The following is a 16038-nucleotide window of genomic DNA, read 5'->3' on the forward strand; positions in this document are numbered from 1 at the left end:
GATGAACGGTGAAAGACGCGGCCTCGAATTCTACGCGCTGACGGCATTCTTCATCGTCTTCGTGCTTTTCCTCTACGGGCCGCTTTCGGCGATCCTGATCCTGTCCTTCCAGGGGCCGGACGGCGGCCTGACCTTCCCGCTGAACGGCGTTTCGCTGCACTGGTTCGCCAATCTGTTCGAGAGGCAGGCGGTCGGCGATTTCGGGGCGTCGTTCAAGCGCTCCTTCACGCTCGGCCTGATGGTGATGATCGTCACGGTGGTCGTCTCGCTGCTGGCGGGCCTTGCCTTCCGCAGAAAATTCCGCGGCGCGACGGCGCTGTTCTACGCAACGGTCGCCAGCCTCGTTGTGCCCTCGATCATCATCTCGCTCGGCATCGGCGTGGTCTTCCAGCAGAGCGGCCTGAAGCCCGCCTGGTATTCCTCGGCCTTCGGCGCCCATCTGACCTGGACCCTGCCCTTCGGCGTGCTGATCATGTTTGCCGTCTTCAACCGCTTCTCGCCGGCCTATGAAGAGGCGGCTCGCGATCTTGGCGCCACCTCCTGGCAGACCTTCCGCCATGTGGTTCTGCCGATGATCCTGCCGAGCCTGATCGGCGTCGGCCTGTTCGGTTTCACGCTCTCCTATGACGAATTCGCCCGCACGCTGATGACGTCGGGCAGCTACAACACGCTGCCGCTCGAAATCTACGGGATGACCACCAATGTCACGACGCCGGTGCTCTATGCGCTGGGCACGGTCACCACGGTCTTCTCCTTCACCATCATCCTCGGCACGCTCGGCATCATGATGATGCTTGGCCGCCGGCAGGCAAAGATCAGGTAACATGCGCATACTATTGGTAAACCCGAATACCACGGCCTCGATGACAGAGAAGGCCGCGGTTGCAGCCCGCGCGGTCGCTGCTGCAGGCACGGAGATCATCACCGCGACGTCGCGCATGGGGCCCGTTTCGATCGAGGGCCACTATGACGGCGCCATGGCGCTGCCGGGGCTGCTCGCGGAGCTGAAGGACAGGCAGGCGGAAGGCTATGATGCGGCCATCATCGCGTGCTTCGACGATACCGGGCTGGAGGCGGCTCGCAGCTTCTGCGACGTCCCGGTGCTCGGCCTTTGCGAATCCGCTGTTGCCACCGCCGGCTTTCTGGCCCAGCGCTTCACTGTGGTCACCACGCTGGAGCGTTCGCGGGTGCTGATCGACAATCTGGTTCGCCGCTATGGCATGGGCGACCGTGCCAAGGTGCGGGCCTCCGACATTCCGGTTCTCGAACTGGAGAACGAGGCATCCGGGGCGATCGGCAAGCTGCGGGCCGAGATTGAACGCGCCCTTGTAGAGGACGGCGCCGAGGCGATCGTGCTTGGCTGCGCCGGCATGACCGATCTCGCCCGCGAGCTGCAGGCGCATTACGGCGTGCCCGTCGTCGATGGCGTCGCGGCTGCGGTCAAGCAGGCGGAGGCGCTGGTATCGCTTGGTTTGTCGACCAGCAAGCGCGGCTCCTATGCCTCACCGCTTCCCAAACCCTATCTCGGCGCCATGAGCCAATTCGCTCCTGCCGGCTGACATTCGCCGCGTCACCTTGCCGCCATCACGGCTTCGCCGTTCACTCTGTCCTCGACAGGTTCCGTTTCAGGTGCTTTGCTGAGCCTGCACTCGCGCGTCCTTTCCCAGAATGCGGAGCGGTTCTCGCATAAGGCGCGAACGAAGGATCAGACCATTGACGCAGCCGACCACGCCGCCGGGGGCACCCGGAATTCTGCCGCGCTGGACATCGAGCGACAAGTCCGCCGTTGGGCGCGCGCCCGGGGAAGCCGGTCAGGTCTGGTTCACCGCCAGCCACGGTATCCTCAACGAGGTCTACGCGCCGCGGCTCGATCAGGCGAGCATCCGCGATTTCGGCTTCGCCGTCACCGCGAAGGACTATTTCTCCGAGGAAAAGCGTGACGCCGATCATGTCGTCGAGACGCTGGAGGACGGCGTTCCGGCATTCCGGCTGATCAACACGGCGAAGGACGGGCGCTACCGGATCACCAAAACGATCCTTTCGGATCCCGACCGCGAAGTCGTGCTGCAGGAGATCCAGTTCGAGGCGCTGATTGGGGCGCTCTCCGACTACCAGCTTCACGCAATCATATCGCCGCATCTCGTCAATGGCGGCGCCAACAACACCGGCTGGTACGACGATTTCAAGGGGCATCCGATGCTCTTCGCCTATGGGACAGGCCGGTCGCTGGCCGTTGCCTCGTCGGTGCCGTGGCTTGCCCGTTCGGCCGGTTTCGTCGGCTTTTCCGATGCCTGGCAGACATTGTCGCGCGGCGAGGGGCTGCGGCAGGAGTATCAACGCGCCGAAGACGGCAATGTGGCGCTCGGCGGCACGCTCGATCTGTCGCAGACCGGGGGCCGGGCGCTGATCGCGCTCGGCTTCGGAACGCAGCCGGAAGAGGCGGCCTTCCGTGTGTTGCTCAGCCTGCAGCAGGGCATCGAGCCCGCACTCAAAGCCTACAAGTCCGGATGGCGTACATGGCAGAGCGGGCTGCTTCCCCTCGATGAGCCGCATGATCCGCGCGAACTCAACCGCTATCGCGTCAGCACCGCCGTCCTCGCCACCCATCGTGACGATGCCTCGGGCGCAATCATTGCCAGCCTCTCCATTCCCTGGGGCTCGTCGAAGGGCGATGATGATCTTGGCGGCTATCATCTTGTCTGGACGCGCGATCTCGTCGAAACGGCAGGCGGGCTGCTCGCGGCCGGAGCACATGCCGATGCGCTCGAGGTTCTCGACTATCTGGTCGCGACCCAGGAGGCCGACGGCCATTGGGTGCAGAATTCCTGGCTCGACGGGCGGCCCTACTGGAAGGGCATCCAGATGGACGAGACCGCTTTTCCGATGCTGCTCTATGACATGCTGCTCAGAGCCAAGGTCATTGGTCCATCCGATGCCGGGCGCTATCAGGGCATGGTCAGGGCCGCGGCCCGATACGTCGTCCGTAACGGCCCGGCAACCCAGCAGGACCGGTGGGAGGAAGATGGCGGCTTCTCGCCTTTCACGCTCGCGGTCGAGATCGCCGGGCTGCTGGCCGCTGCGGACGCTATGGACGCTGTATCGGACCGCGATCTGGCGCGCTATCTGAGGGAAGTCGCAGACAGCTGGAACGAGCAGATCGAAAGCTGGACCTATGCGAGGAATACGGCGCTGTCGCAAAGCCTCGGCATCGACGGCTATTACATGCGGATCGGCAGTTTCACCGGCGAAGGCCATGCGCGGTCACCCGCACTGGTGCCGATCAAGAACCGCGACAATGCCGGTATGACGCTGGAATCCGGCCTGCTCGTCAGCCCCGATGCGCTGGCGCTGGTGCGTTTCGGTTTGCGGGCGGCGGACGATCCGCGGATCGTCAACACGGTCAAGGCGATCGACTCGCTGCTAAAGCGGGATCTTCCCGCCGGGCCCTACTGGTATCGCTATAACGAGGATGGCTACGGTGAGAAGGAAGACGGCTCGCCGTTTGATGGCGCGGGTATCGGCCGCCTCTGGCCGCTTCTGACAGGCGAGCGGGCGCATTTCGAAATTGCGGCCGGAAGAAAAGATGAGGCGGCGCGGTTGCTCGCAACGCTGGAAGCATCGGCAAGCGATGGCGGATTGCTGCCGGAGCAGATCTGGGACGAGGCGGACATTGCCGACAAGGAGCTATTCCTCGGCCGTCCCTCGGGAAGCGCCATGCCGCTCGTCTGGGCGCATGCCGAACATATCAAGCTGTTGCGATCGCTGAAGGATGGGGCGGTGTTCGACATGCCGCCGCAGACGCTGAAGCGCTATGTGCAGGGTAAGCCGGTACCGGCGCCTTGGGTCTGGCGCACGAATTCGACGACGGACTATGTGCCATCTGGCCGGTTGCTACGCTTCGAACTGTTCGAGCCCGCTTTGATCCATTGGTCTGCCGATGGCTGGAAAACGACGCAGGATATCGATACGGCCGATAGTTCGATGGGCACCCACCTCGCCGACGTGCCGACCGCCGCTTTCCCAGCGGGATCGGCGATCTCCTTCACGATTTTCTGGAAGGACCGCAACAGCTGGGAGGGCCGTGATTTCAGGATCGAGGTCACCACGCACTAGCCCGAACGCGGAAGTGCCCGCGCCTTTTCAAATCAACTCCGTCGGAAGAAGCAGGATTTCCTCATGGACACGCCCAACAACGCCGCCGAAACGCATCAGACAACGCAAACGGTGCTCGCCATCGATCTCGGCGGCTCACATGTGAAAGTCCACCTGAGCACCGGCGGCGAAAAGCGCGCCGTCGTTTCGGGGCCAGACATGTCGCCCGACAAGATGGTGAAGGCGGTGCGCGAGATGGCGGAGGGCTGGAATTACGATGTCATCGGCATGGGCTATCCGGGTCCTGTCTCGGACAACAAGCCTTCGCTTGATCCGCACAATCTTGCGGCCGGATGGAAGGACTACGATTTCGAAAAGGCCTTCGGCAAGCCGCTGAAGCTGGTCAACGACGCCTTGATGCAGGCGATCGGCAGCTACGAGGGCGGGCGCATGCTGTTTCTCGGGTTGGGCACCGGGCTGGGCGCGGCGATGGTCGCCGACAGCGTCTGTCTGCCGATGGAACTGGCGCATCTTCCCTACAAAAAGAAAAAGACCTTCGAGGACTATGTCGGCCTCCGCGGGCTGGAGGCGGATGGAAAGGCCAAATGGCGGAAGTCCGTGGCGGATGTCGCCGAGCGCCTGCGCGCTGCCCTGCAGCCCGACTATATCGTCATCGGTGGCGGCAATGTCGACAAGATCAAGGACCTGCCGGACAATTGCCGCCTCGGCGACAACGAAAACGCTTTCAAAGGCGGCTTCCGGATATGGCAGGATCCGGCCTTGAGGCTCCGCAGCAGTCTAGCGTGAACTTGGGGTCAGGCATTGTATAAGTTCATGTGCCTCACTAGCTGCAGCAGCGTCATCGGATGGCGGTCGCCTTTTGCCGCTAACGTGGAGCGCCGTCCGCCTTGATCGTCAGTTTCAACTGGCCAACGTCCTTCTCAAGTTGGCTAAGCTTGTCTCCAAGGGCCGCGCCGTTCTTCGGATAGTAAAGAACACCCGCCGCACCACTTTCGGCAGGCACATTATAGCTACTAGGGGTATTTTCTTCACAGATCACAACCACACCGGAGGTGCCGCTGAGCTCCACAACGATCTGATAGCCATCACCCGCGTCCGGATTGAGATTCTGAAGCGTGACCTCAGAATCAATTGGCTTACCGCACTCATCCACTTTCACACCTTTGTAGGGCACGGAACCGTCCCAAACTGTGATTGCTCTGAGATCTTCTGTAAACCTGACGATTACTTTGCACGGCATAACCGAACTCCTATTCTCGCAAGGTGAATTAGTCGTTGCTCAAACGGCCGCCGCGATGCGCCATTCTGAGCGTTATCGCGTATGAGCTCGGTGATCTCTTGCCGGGCAACTGGGCCTCCAGAATGAGCGCCCGCGCGTCGGCAAAGGCCGTCGAGATTTCCAGGATTTGCGTGGACGCCGTGATCCGCCACATCTGGTATTTCTCTTGCTTATCAAAGCCGCAACCGACAGCAGGTCGTGCTATCGGCCCAGTGATTATGAAGATGCGAGTGGTATCAAGCCTGTAGCAGTGCCCTTCGAAGGCGTATCCATAAGCAAGCACTGTGTAAGCTGTGATGCCGACATTGCTGGCGAGCTTAAGCTGAAGATCCGTGCCTTTCGCAAATCCAACGTCAATATGGGCTGTATCATTCGTGTCATTCAGATCGATCCCGTAGAGGATGATCTCATCCGCCACGTAGCGGGGTCCAGAAGGTGCTGGAATGCTCTCATATGTCATCGATGCGTCCCCCTCAGGTTGTCAAAGGATTTCACGCCACCTCATGCAATCTTCCAGTTGGTCGATATAGGCGGAGCCGCGGCCCTGCCATGCGGTCTCGAGAAATGCCCCGGCAGCATTTGGGAATGTCACGCTGTCGGGTTCGAGATCGTGCCACGAGCCGACAAGAGCCTCGCCGACGATGTCGCGAGCCTCCTGCAGGGCGGCTTTGGTGGCAAAATGGTTCAGATCGGCGGATCGCCTTGAGTTGCGCAGCGCTTCTTCGATCAGAGCCGGCGCCATCTGCTGGCGAAGGTCGCTGTAGCGGCGCGGATCGATCTTCGACAATCCGCGCTCAAAGAGCAGCGATTGATAGACCTCGATCAGACAGTCGAAAATGCCGGCGGCAAACGGCTTCGACCTGTCGTGCACCTCGCTGCTGACATCGCTGAGGCGAAGCGCGTTGTTGAAGGATCGCAGCTGCTTTTCGGCGCTGAGCTCGGCGAAACGGCGAGCTCGTTGTGCACGAGCAGGTTTCCGCCGGTCCGGCGCAGCAGGCGATCGACCGCCGTATCGAATTGCAGCAGGCCGAGCAGTGATATCAGGTCGGCGACCGCTTCATGATAGGAGAAGAAATCGCTGCCACGCCCGTCGCTCTGGAGAATGCCGAGTTCACTGAGCAGCACGAGATGCCCCATTTCATGGGCAACGGCGTCGAAATTCAGCGCGAAGCAGGATGCCGGGGTCTCCGGTTGTTCTTCTCCCAATTCCAGGAAGCCGAAGCCGGATTGTGCGTTTTCCCAATGGGCGATGCGCGGGACGATCTCTAGCCGCTCAAGCGTCGGCTCGAAGAACCAGCCGATGGCATGCCCGGCATAACTCTCGCAGATATCGAGAACGCGGCGGGCACAGGCATAGCTGTGCGTCGAGAGGAATTGCGGTGAATCCGGACCGATATGATCAAAATGTCCGTCGGGTCCAGGCTCAACCGGCGGCAGCAAAAGCCCGGGATAGGGAGGAATATCCGGCGCGAGATACGGGATCTTCTCCTCGGCCGGGCTGACTACATACATGCGCTTGTCGGAAGGCCCCGCGAGAACGGGACCGGCGGACGGTCCGATCCACACGACTTCGGGCTTCTCATACCCAAGGATGTAGGGAGGCTGCGGAAAAATGAGGAAGCGTGTCCCCAATGGCTGCGCTACAGCTGCCAGATGATCTGCGCTCTTCGGGTGAGTAACGGCATCCAAGGCTGCCTCCGTCGCTTCTGTTCAAAGCAAGCAACAGGCGGCCTTATATCAGAGAAACTGTACTTTCGGCAAGAGATTGTCGAGTAAGTTGCATGACTCCATATCGTAAGCGAAGGCTTCCGTAAGCTCAAAATGGCAATGAATGGGTGTTTCGAAACCTATTCTTCTCCGGTATTTCAAATAGTTCAGGAGAGAGATCGCGTCCGTTTTCTTCCGGCTGATCGCTCCAGTCTTTAGCCAATTCTTCAAGGACATTATTTCGTTCGTCAGCGCCAAATGGCTTTCTGCAGCCGAGATGAAGCTCGAGAAGGACCGGTTGCGGAAATGAAGCGTGCGCGCGACCGCTTCAAGCCGGCGCCGGAGGGATGCGCCGATCACACCCTCCCGTTGCGCCTGCTTCAGCGTCAGTCTGATATCGATCATGGCCTCGCCCAGCCTTCGCGATCCAAATTCCACTGGTGCCATCGGCACGGCGACATCGGCATCGTCGGCAAGCGGAAACCGCCGGTACCAGCGATAGATCATGCCATGCCCGATCATGCCTTCGCCTGCGAGTTCGGCCGCGCGCAGCGCGCCAATACTGGCCGCGCCGTAGACGTGCACGCCTTTCGACATCGCCCACAGGATCTCCTGATGGCGTACGCCGGGCGCCTGCGCAAAGACGCCGTCGATGATCGCGATCGTTGCCGGAGCGTGCGTGATCACGGCTCTGATGATGTCGCCGCCGCCTGCCGGAGGTTCGTAGACTGCATCGAGATGTGTTTGCGCCTCGATCGCATCCAATGATGGGCCGAGGAATACAACGATATCAGCGCCCAACATCGGCCTCCGGGTTCGTCTGTAGCGGTGGCGTGATGACCCGGACCACATGAAGAGGGATCGTCTCATCCACATGAAGGCTGACCAGGATGGCTGCTCTTGCACCGGCGTGCCGAAGGGCGCGCCCGATCCGCCGGAGCGGGCGATCTTGTTCAGGCCTGCCGGTTTCGGCAAAAGCGCTCCCGCCACGGGAAAGCTGCGCGCGCCACTCCCAGAGCTCTGATTCATCAGGATAGCGGTAGAGTTCAGCGCTGATATCGTCCCGTGCGGCGGAGATGACGCCAAGCCGCGACTGGCAGGCCTCGAGCAGGGCGGATGTCAGGGCCGCGTCGTCGGTAAGCGCGCATCCGAAGCCCTCTGCGGGTAACGGCGCGAATGGAGCTCTACCGGCGTCCTCCATCACATGACACCAATAGACAGGCAGATCGTGCGGCGCCGGAATTTTCCAGATGCCGATGATGAAGCCGGTCCCGGACAGGCGGCGCAGAACTTCCGAAGCCTTGCCGGCTTGAACGGAGCGCGCGTCGACCTGATAGCGATCGAAGAAATGCGGCGTGGCCATCGCCTCGCATCGCGCGTGACGCTCGAGACATTCGAGGCACGCATGCGCAACGGCACCTTCGAGGCTTGTCCCGGCTGCAAGGCCCGTCGTGTCCCGAGGCATCCAGGCCGGATGCGGCGATGGAAAGGTATAGGCGGAATCGGCGAGGCCAAGCGGAACCGGCATTGCCTGTCCCGAAAACAGATCGACGCCATTGATCCAGGATAGTGCGGTGTCCTTTGTTCCTTGAAGATGGGTCCAAAATCCTTGAGGGTCCAGCCCTCCAAGCGTTCCCTCGAAGACGCGCGCGGGGTCGATCCTTTCCGACGCCCAGCCTTCGAGAGATTCCATCAGCCCCGAAATCGCCGCCAGTGGAACGGTCAACCCCTTGCCTTGGCTGACCGCGACGGAGAGCGAGCGCGGCCGCACCACCTGGACCACCGGGATGCCGATCCAGTCGAGTTCGGTCACCGAACCCAGCCTGGTGATCCCGTAGTCACGTTTTCGTTCAAGGATGCGCCGGACGGTCCCGGCAGGATCGGGCGGGGAGGGTATCCGCCCGTTCTCAAGCATGGCCGAAAACGCTTCGCCCGCGATCTCGTCCATGGCTCAAAGCCCTGCCAATTCATCGAGATCGCGTTTTGCCCGCCCGGCGAGCCAGACAGCTTTTTGCGTTTCCGCGATGCGGACTGCCTTTGCGAAATCCCTGATGACTTCGGGCGCCTTGTGCTGCAGCTGGCGCTTGAGATTGGCGCGCCGCCGGTAGAGCTCCGCGAGCCAGAACAGCTGGCCGCTTGCGCTTCCTGCCGCGATTGCAGTTTGCAGCGCTTCCATGGCCTCGGCAGGTCTGCCGGTGAGTTGCAGCACCTGCGCATGCATGTCGCTATGCATGGAGAGATTGTCGTCGGTGCCCAGCTGTTGCTGAAGCGTCAGCCCGTCTTGGAAGCGGTCTGCCCCGCGGCGCCCTGCAGAGCGCATCAGCTCGGCCCAGCCACAATACATGTTGGCACGGGCCTGGCTGGCCGAGAGACCGTGTCGGCCGGCCAGCGCATACATCTGCTCGCCAAGGGCATGAACGTCGTCAAAGCGGTCCTGGCATCGCCTGAGGACGATCGCATAATAGAGCGCGTGCACCATGGTGCCGGCATGATTGGTTGCTTCAGCCCAGTCGAGGCAGGTGGCGATCGCATTCTCGCTATCGTCAGGACGGCCGAGAAGCAGATAGGAAAGCGCGCTCTCGCCCAGTCCGCACACCTTCGCATCGTGTCCGCCGAAGAAGGCACGATTCCTGACCGCCCGCTCGGGGTCGTAGAGATGAAGTCCCCTGGAGACACAGTCGAGACAGAATTCGTGCTCACCGGCATGGAAGCTCGTCGCCCACCCGCAGTGAAAAGACTGAAGTCTTGTCTCGTCATCCTCGACGCTCTGCATGTCGGCAACGAGAATCCGGGCGCGGGTCTGCTGCTCCAGCACGGTAGGCGCGGTGAACCACCATCCCCAATAAACCGGGAAATGCCTCGCGCGGACCGGCGGCGGCTGCGTCCGCAACAGCTGCATGGCGCGCGAATAGACCCGCTGGGCGGCTTTCGAGCCCTCTCCTTCGAGCGCGGTCGCGACAACACCTTGAACTTCCAGCAGTCTGAGCCGCAGGTCGGCCCGGCCGTTGCGTGCCGCGGTCACGCGCCTGAGCTCCTCTGCGCAGAGTGCGATCGAAATGCCAGCTTCATTCATGGCGGAGCGCGAGACGCTGGCCTCGGCTGCTTCCAGGGCGAACCTGGCCGCATCTTCGTGCAATCCCGCCTCGGCGCATTGCCAGGCGGCGATTGCGGCAGGCAGGCTTGGCACCTCCTCGCCGATCAACCGTTCTGCGATCAGCCGGTGGATGCGGCGCCTGTCGGTTTTCAGGAGGCTGCCATAAGCGGCCTCCTGCATCAGCACATGCCGGAACCGGAAAGTGTCGCGGGCCTCGGGCACGAGCTCGATAATCCCCTCAGCGATAAGCCGCGCGACCGGATGGTCGGGCGGCTGCCGGGCAATACTGTCGAGAAGATGCATCAGCAGCGGGAGGCTGAACTCACGGCCGATGACGCTGGCGATCTGGGCTGTCAGCCTGGCAGACCCGCTTCCGGCAAGCCGGGCGGCCAGCAGATCGTTGAGCGACGTCACACCGCCTTCCGTCAGCTGTCTTTTCCACTCTGCGGGCGATCCGGCCAGCGCATTGCGCGAGCGGAAAAAGCTGGCCAGCTCCTCGCCGTAAAGCGGCATGCCATCGCTCTGATCCAGAATGAAATCCGATAGTCCAGGCGGCGCCGGCTTGCCCCAGATCGAGGTTACGAGGTCCCGCACCGCATCGGATGCCAGACCGGACAGGGTGATTTCGGTGGCGCCCGCCGGTGCGCCTGCCAGCCTCGACGTTTGGATCACGAGGATCGGCTGCTCGGCGGCCAGCGCCCGGAGACGCTCCAGAAGCCCCAGCGTCATGCCATCGGCCCAATGAACATCCTCAAAGACGATCAGCGCCGGAGAGGCCGGTGCATTGCAGGTGAGAACATGCGCGGCGGCTTCGATGACGGACTGCCTGAACGCGCGCCCGGATAGATCGGATGTGCGGAGACTGCCAGACATCGCGGTCGTCGCGCTGGCCGTGAAATTGGCGAGCGGCTCGATCAGCTTCCTATCGACAGGCCGCCCCGACAGAACCAGGGCGTCGTTGAATGCCGCTATCCCGCCATCCCTGAGAGCGGGCGAAGCGCCAAGCCGGTCGATGAAGGCCGTGAATGGAAAGAGCGGCTGCCCCTCCAGACGGCGGCCGCATTGCAGGATGGCAAGGTCCTGCGGCCGTGTCTTTGTCCTGCTGATGAACTCATCGACGACGCGTGATTTGCCGATGCCGGCCTCACCGGTCAGCGCGATCGAGCTGCCCCTCCCATCAAGGGCCGAACGCCACGCATCGGAAAGAATGGCAAGCTCGCTGGTCCTGCCGCGGAGCGGCGGCCGCTCGCTTGCGATGGACTGTTCGTTGGCCGCCGCCGGATGCCGGTCCTTGGGACGCCAGAGCGCGACCGGTTCGTCGAAACCCTTGAGATTGGCCTCCCGGATGAAGGAATAGTCGAAAGCCCCTTGCGTCAAGCGGACAGTCGAGTCGGCCACAAGCACCGAATTCGGGTCTGCCTCGCCCTGGAGGCGGGCCGCCAGTATCGGCGCAGCGCCAACGATTTCGTCGCCCTCCGCGGAGAAGACGACGAAACTGGTGGCGATCCCGATTCTGAGTTTCAGCGGCCGCCCTGTCCGGCCCTTCGGCTTGGTCAGGGATCCGACCAGTTCCAGTGATGCCCGAACCGCGCTTTCGGCGGCGTCTTCGGATTGATTGGGAAAGCCGAAATAGCAACAGCCGCCATCACCAAGCCGCTGATGAACGAAGCCGCCATGCTTGGCGATGATCGCATCCGCGCTTTGGTGGAGTGCTGAAACGGAGCGGAAGAACTGTTCGGGCTCGGTTCGCAGCAACAGCTCGGTAGAGCCGACAATATCGTAGAAAAGTGCCGTCACCTGACGGCGCTCGCCCGCAAATCGAAATCGCGCTTGAATCTTCTTCATGGCGAGCTTGCCCACATTCACGGCATCGCCAAGGACAACCGATTTACGGCCGTGATGCAAGCATTTCATGCCTAATCGCTAATATAAAGCGCGGCATTCCCGGCTAATCGCTGATTGTTTCCTGCCTTGCATAGAATAACCGCAACCGAAGCGTGATCATTGCCGCCGCGCTACTCGAAAGCGCCCGCTTCATTCACCGCGGGCGCTTCGAACGAGTTCGGTCTTCAGAGATTGCTCATGCCGCCGTCGATGATCAGCTCGCTGCCGACGATATAGGACGCTTCGTCGGAAGCGAGGAAAATGACGGTCTTGGCAACTTCGCTGGCGTCGCCGAAGCGGCCGACCGGGATCTGGCTCTGAACCTGCGACGCCATCGCCTTCGAGTCCGCTTCCGACATGCCGAGCTTGCCGTAGAGCGGCGTGGCGATGGGGCCGGGGCTGACGGCGTTGACGCGGATGCCGCGGCCGACAAGCTCGCCCGATATGGTCTTGGCAAGCGTCAGAAGCGCGCCCTTGGTCAGCGAGTAGACGCTCGAGTTCGGCATGCCGATATGGGCGTTGATCGAGGTGTTCAAAACAATGGCTGCGCCCTTGGCGAAGATCGGCAGCAGCGCCTGTATCAGGAAGTAGGGGCCTTTGACATTCGTCGCGATCGACTTGTCGAAGGCGGCTTCCGACCAGCCTTCGATAGGACCGAACTGGGCAACGCCGGCATTGACGAAGAGAATGTCGAGATGGCCGAATGTTTCCTCGATCTGCTGCACGACCTTTTTCTGGCCCTCGACGTCTCCGGCGTCGGACTGGATCACGAGCGCCTTGTCGCCCAGTTCCTTGCGGGCATTTTCGACGCCGGCCGCGCTGCTGCCGGTCACGGCAACGCGCGCGCCCTCGGCGATGAACTGGCGGGCCGTCTCCAGGCCGATGCCGCTGGTGCCGCCGGTGATGAGAGCGGTCTTGTTTGCAAGTCTGGACATGACGAAATCCTTTCGGTTGATCGATTGCCCGGCGTATCGCCGGGGTTGATGACAATGATGTAGCCGAAAAGCAGTGTCCGGATTTGACGGCAGATTCCAATTCTTAAGTTCGGGAATTCCGAACGCGCAAGGCTGGGCGCTGTGGTTTGCCACAGCGCCCAGCCAAGCCGTTCGACCGGACGCGTTTACTGTCCCGCCGCCGGCAGCACCTCGAATTTCCAGAATGTTTCCGGCTTCAGGTAGGCGATCGCGAACTGGCGGATGTCTTCGGTGGTGACATTGTCATAGCCGCTGAGGTTTTCGCGCACGCGCTGCAGTCCGCGGGGATCCGTCTGGGCGTCCTGCAGGTGCTCGATCCAGTATTCGTTGCTTTGCTGCTGGTGCTTCATTGTTTCGATGACGGGGGCGCGGGCGCGGCTGAGCTCGTCGGCAGAGATAGTGTTCTTCCGCAGATCGGCCGTGACCTGGTCGACGAGTTCATAGAACCGCGCGAGCTTCCCTGGCGTCGTGTCGACATAGATATAGGCATAGCCGAAACCCGGAATGTCTTTCGATAGATCGACATCGGCCTGCACGCCGTAGCTTGCGCCCTCGGCGATGCGGAACTGGGCAATCAGCCGGTTCTGGATGACCTGGCCGGTGAGGTTGGCGGTGAACGACCGTTTCAGGCCCGAGAGCATGTCGCCGACCGGCACTCCGACGATGGCTGCAGCATTGTCGGGCCTGCCGCTATGCGTCTCGGTGATAGGCGACGCGGTCGGAGCGGGGAAGCTGACCTTGAGCGGCGCAGTGCTTGGAGCCGTATCCGGGCGTGGCGGCAGGGCGCCGAATGTCCGTGCGGTCAGAGCGATGGCTTCATCTGCCGTGACATCGCCGACTATGGTGATGTTGACCGGGCCGCTGGCAACCGCCGGTCTGAAAAGCTTTTCGAACTCGGCTGACTGGGCGGAGCCGAGTTCGGCCTTGCCGGGGAAAGTCCAGCGGGGGTCGCCGCCATGCGCAAATCCTGCAAAATCGCGGCTGATGACGCCGCCAGGGGTCGCGGCATACTGATTGAGATTGTTCAGGTAGGCCTGCTTCACCCGGTCGAAAACCTCCGGCCGGTATGCCGGATCTGAGGTATAGGCGGCCATCAGCTGCAACTGCGTCTGCAGATCGCTGCTCCGCGTCTGCCCGTTGAAGCGGAACGAGCTGTCGCCGACGGAGAAATCGATGCCGACGACATTCGCCGCCAGCACTCTTTGAATATCGGGATAATCCATGGCCCTGACGCCGGAGAGGATGACGGCGGGCGAGGCCCAGAGCACCGAGGCCTGATCCTTGGGTAGGCCGATACGGCCGTGGCCGATATCTTCGCGCACCAGAACCTCGTCGGCCCGCAGCTTCGTCGGTTTGACGGTGAGCCGCACGCCGTTGGCGAATTTCACCATCGTCAGGCCGAGATCGTCAACGACGCGGCGTTCGACGACTGTGCCCGGCGCGCCGAAATCCGTATAGGGCCAGGCGATATCGGCCGCCGCCACCGGAGCCGTCACGGCGATGTCGCGCGATGCGTCATAGGTCTTGCGCAGCTCATCTGTGCCGCCCTTCGGAGCGGCAGGCGTCAGCAGCATCACCTGCGGGCCATTGCCTGAGAAGGTGACCGGCAGGGCCTTGTTGATCTTCCCGGCCTGGATGTCCTTCGTCATGCGTTCGAAGAGAGCCAGGTCTTCGGATGGCGAGGTATAGACCTGATCGGTATCGACGGTGTAGGCGAGGGTCGAGGCGATCCCGGTGCTCGTCCGGGTCGCTGCGCCCGATGCTGCTGATTGAAGCAGGGCGCGATATTCGGTGATCTCGCGGTCTAGCTCCGGCTGGGAGACGCCGAACTGCAGCAGCCGGCGCTGTTCCTGGTCGATACTGCTCAACGCCGCCTGCCATTTTTCCGGATCGCCGTTTGCGGCGATCATCACTGCATGGGCGGATTCGAGCAGATCCTGCGAGCCGGCGTCGGCGCTGGTGAAGGGCGCGTTCGGCTTGCTGGCAATGGTCGAAAGGCGCCGCCGCAGCACCAGAAGACCGAGGTCCTCGACCAGTTGCTGGCGCCGCTTGGCATAGGTGTCAAGAGACGTATCGAAGGGGCGTGTCCAGATGATCTGAACATTGGTCGCGCTGCCCGGCACCGTGATCACATCGGCGCTTTCGGTCTTTGCCTTCAACGCACCGAGATCCGGTTCGGCAACCGCAGCGCCGCGCTGCCAGTCACTGAAGCGCTTGCGGATGTCGGCCTCCAGTGCAGCCGGATCGACGTCACCAACCACCATCAATGTCGCACGGTCAGGACGATAATTGGCATTGTAGAAGTCGCGGACACGGTCGACAGGCGCATTCTTGATGATGTCGATCTTGCCGATTGGTGAGCGGAGGGTGGCGCGCTGGCCCTCGAGCAGCAGGTTGGTGACGCCGATCGACGCCCGGTATTGTGGCGTGTCGCGCAACCGCTCTTCCGAAAGGATGACGCCGCGCTCGCGATCGAAGGCGCCGGCGTCGAGCGTCAGCTCGCTCGCCGTTTCGCGCATCAGCATCAGACCGGTCGAGAGCGTGTCGGCATCGACCTCGGGAAGATCGAGCGAATAGACGGTTTCGTCATAGGCGGTATTGGCGTTGGTATCCGGGCCGAAAGCCAGACCCTTGCGCTGCAGGATGCGGATCATCTCACCTTCGGGGACATGGGCCGAACCCTTGAATGCCATGTGCTCAAGAAAATGCGCCAGCCCCTGCTGCTCGTCGTTCTCGTCAAGCGAACCGGCGCCGATCCGGAAGCGGATCGCCGCCTGCCCCGGCGGAGTGGCGTTGTGCATGATGGCAAAGCGCATGCCATTGGGGAGGATGCCGAAGCGTATATCGGGATCTGCCGGAATGTCGCTGCGGATCTGCGGCCAACTCTGCGGCTCCTGTGCGTGGAGGGTATTCCCTGATGCGGCGATGCAGCCGACGGCGACTGCTGCGATGAACCGCAGGCAGGTGAGATAACGCATATGGTTCGA

11 protein-coding genes and 1 pseudogene are annotated in these 16038 nt (G+C 62.1%); 4 read left to right on the top strand and 8 right to left on the bottom strand.

Annotation, left to right across the window (positions count from 1 at the left end; genetic code table 11):
• Position 1: 1 nt before the first annotated feature.
• The 4 genes from AC1DJO_RS05290 (at position 2) to AC1DJO_RS05305 (ending at position 4899) form a co-directional block, all read left to right on the top strand.
• The gene (locus AC1DJO_RS05290; RefSeq protein ID WP_112388680.1) at positions 2 to 823 is read left to right on the top strand and encodes an ABC transporter permease; all 822 of its coding nucleotides are present in this window, start codon (positions 2 to 4) and stop codon (positions 821 to 823) included.
• A 1-nt stretch (position 824) separates the two neighbouring features.
• Positions 825 to 1559, top strand: coding sequence for an aspartate/glutamate racemase family protein (locus AC1DJO_RS05295; protein WP_112388679.1), 735 nt, complete (start codon positions 825 to 827; stop codon positions 1557 to 1559).
• 109 nt (positions 1560 to 1668) lie between these two features.
• Positions 1669 to 4113 (top strand): glucan 1,4-alpha-glucosidase, encoded by a 2445-nt coding sequence (locus AC1DJO_RS05300; protein ID WP_112388678.1) that lies wholly within the window; start codon positions 1669 to 1671, stop codon positions 4111 to 4113.
• 63 nt (positions 4114 to 4176) lie between these two features.
• On the top strand, positions 4177 to 4899 hold the full coding sequence (locus AC1DJO_RS05305) for an ROK family protein (protein ID WP_112388677.1): 723 nt from the start codon (positions 4177 to 4179) through the stop codon (positions 4897 to 4899).
• Positions 4900 to 4978: 79 nt separating this feature from the next.
• On the opposite strand, the gene AC1DJO_RS05310 is transcribed toward AC1DJO_RS05305, so the two are convergent.
• The 8 genes and pseudogenes from AC1DJO_RS05310 to AC1DJO_RS05345 all read right to left on the bottom strand — a co-directional run bounded on the left by AC1DJO_RS05310 (position 4979) and on the right by AC1DJO_RS05345 (position 16029).
• Positions 4979 to 5353 (bottom strand): hypothetical protein, encoded by a 375-nt coding sequence (locus AC1DJO_RS05310; RefSeq protein WP_112388676.1) that lies wholly within the window; start codon positions 5351 to 5353, stop codon positions 4979 to 4981.
• Between the two features lie 28 nt (positions 5354 to 5381).
• Positions 5382 to 5852: an immunoglobulin domain-containing family protein gene (locus tag AC1DJO_RS05315; RefSeq protein WP_112388675.1), complete on the bottom strand. Its 471-nt coding sequence runs from the start codon at positions 5850 to 5852 to the stop codon at positions 5382 to 5384.
• 21 nt (positions 5853 to 5873) lie between these two features.
• A pseudogene (locus AC1DJO_RS05320) lies at positions 5874 to 7081 on the bottom strand (gluzincin family metallopeptidase).
• 48 nt (positions 7082 to 7129) lie between these two features.
• Positions 7130 to 7900, bottom strand: coding sequence for a TfuA-like protein (locus AC1DJO_RS05325; RefSeq protein WP_112388673.1), 771 nt, complete (start codon positions 7898 to 7900; stop codon positions 7130 to 7132).
• The gene (locus AC1DJO_RS05330) at positions 7890 to 9047 is read right to left on the bottom strand and encodes a YcaO-like family protein (protein ID WP_112388672.1); all 1158 of its coding nucleotides are present in this window, start codon (positions 9045 to 9047) and stop codon (positions 7890 to 7892) included. Before AC1DJO_RS05330 ends, AC1DJO_RS05325 begins: the two co-directional genes overlap by 11 nt.
• A gap of 3 nt (positions 9048 to 9050) precedes the next feature.
• Positions 9051 to 12038, bottom strand: coding sequence for an ATP-binding protein (locus AC1DJO_RS05335; protein ID WP_112389031.1), 2988 nt, complete (start codon positions 12036 to 12038; stop codon positions 9051 to 9053).
• Between the two features lie 224 nt (positions 12039 to 12262).
• Positions 12263 to 13012: an SDR family oxidoreductase gene (locus AC1DJO_RS05340; RefSeq protein WP_112388671.1), complete on the bottom strand. Its 750-nt coding sequence runs from the start codon at positions 13010 to 13012 to the stop codon at positions 12263 to 12265.
• A 185-nt stretch (positions 13013 to 13197) separates the two neighbouring features.
• The gene (locus tag AC1DJO_RS05345) at positions 13198 to 16029 is read right to left on the bottom strand and encodes a M16 family metallopeptidase (RefSeq protein WP_112444148.1); all 2832 of its coding nucleotides are present in this window, start codon (positions 16027 to 16029) and stop codon (positions 13198 to 13200) included.
• Positions 16030 to 16038: the final 9 nt, after the last annotated feature.

The sequence above is a fragment of the Rhizobium sp. 05N430 genome (assembly GCF_056396985.1).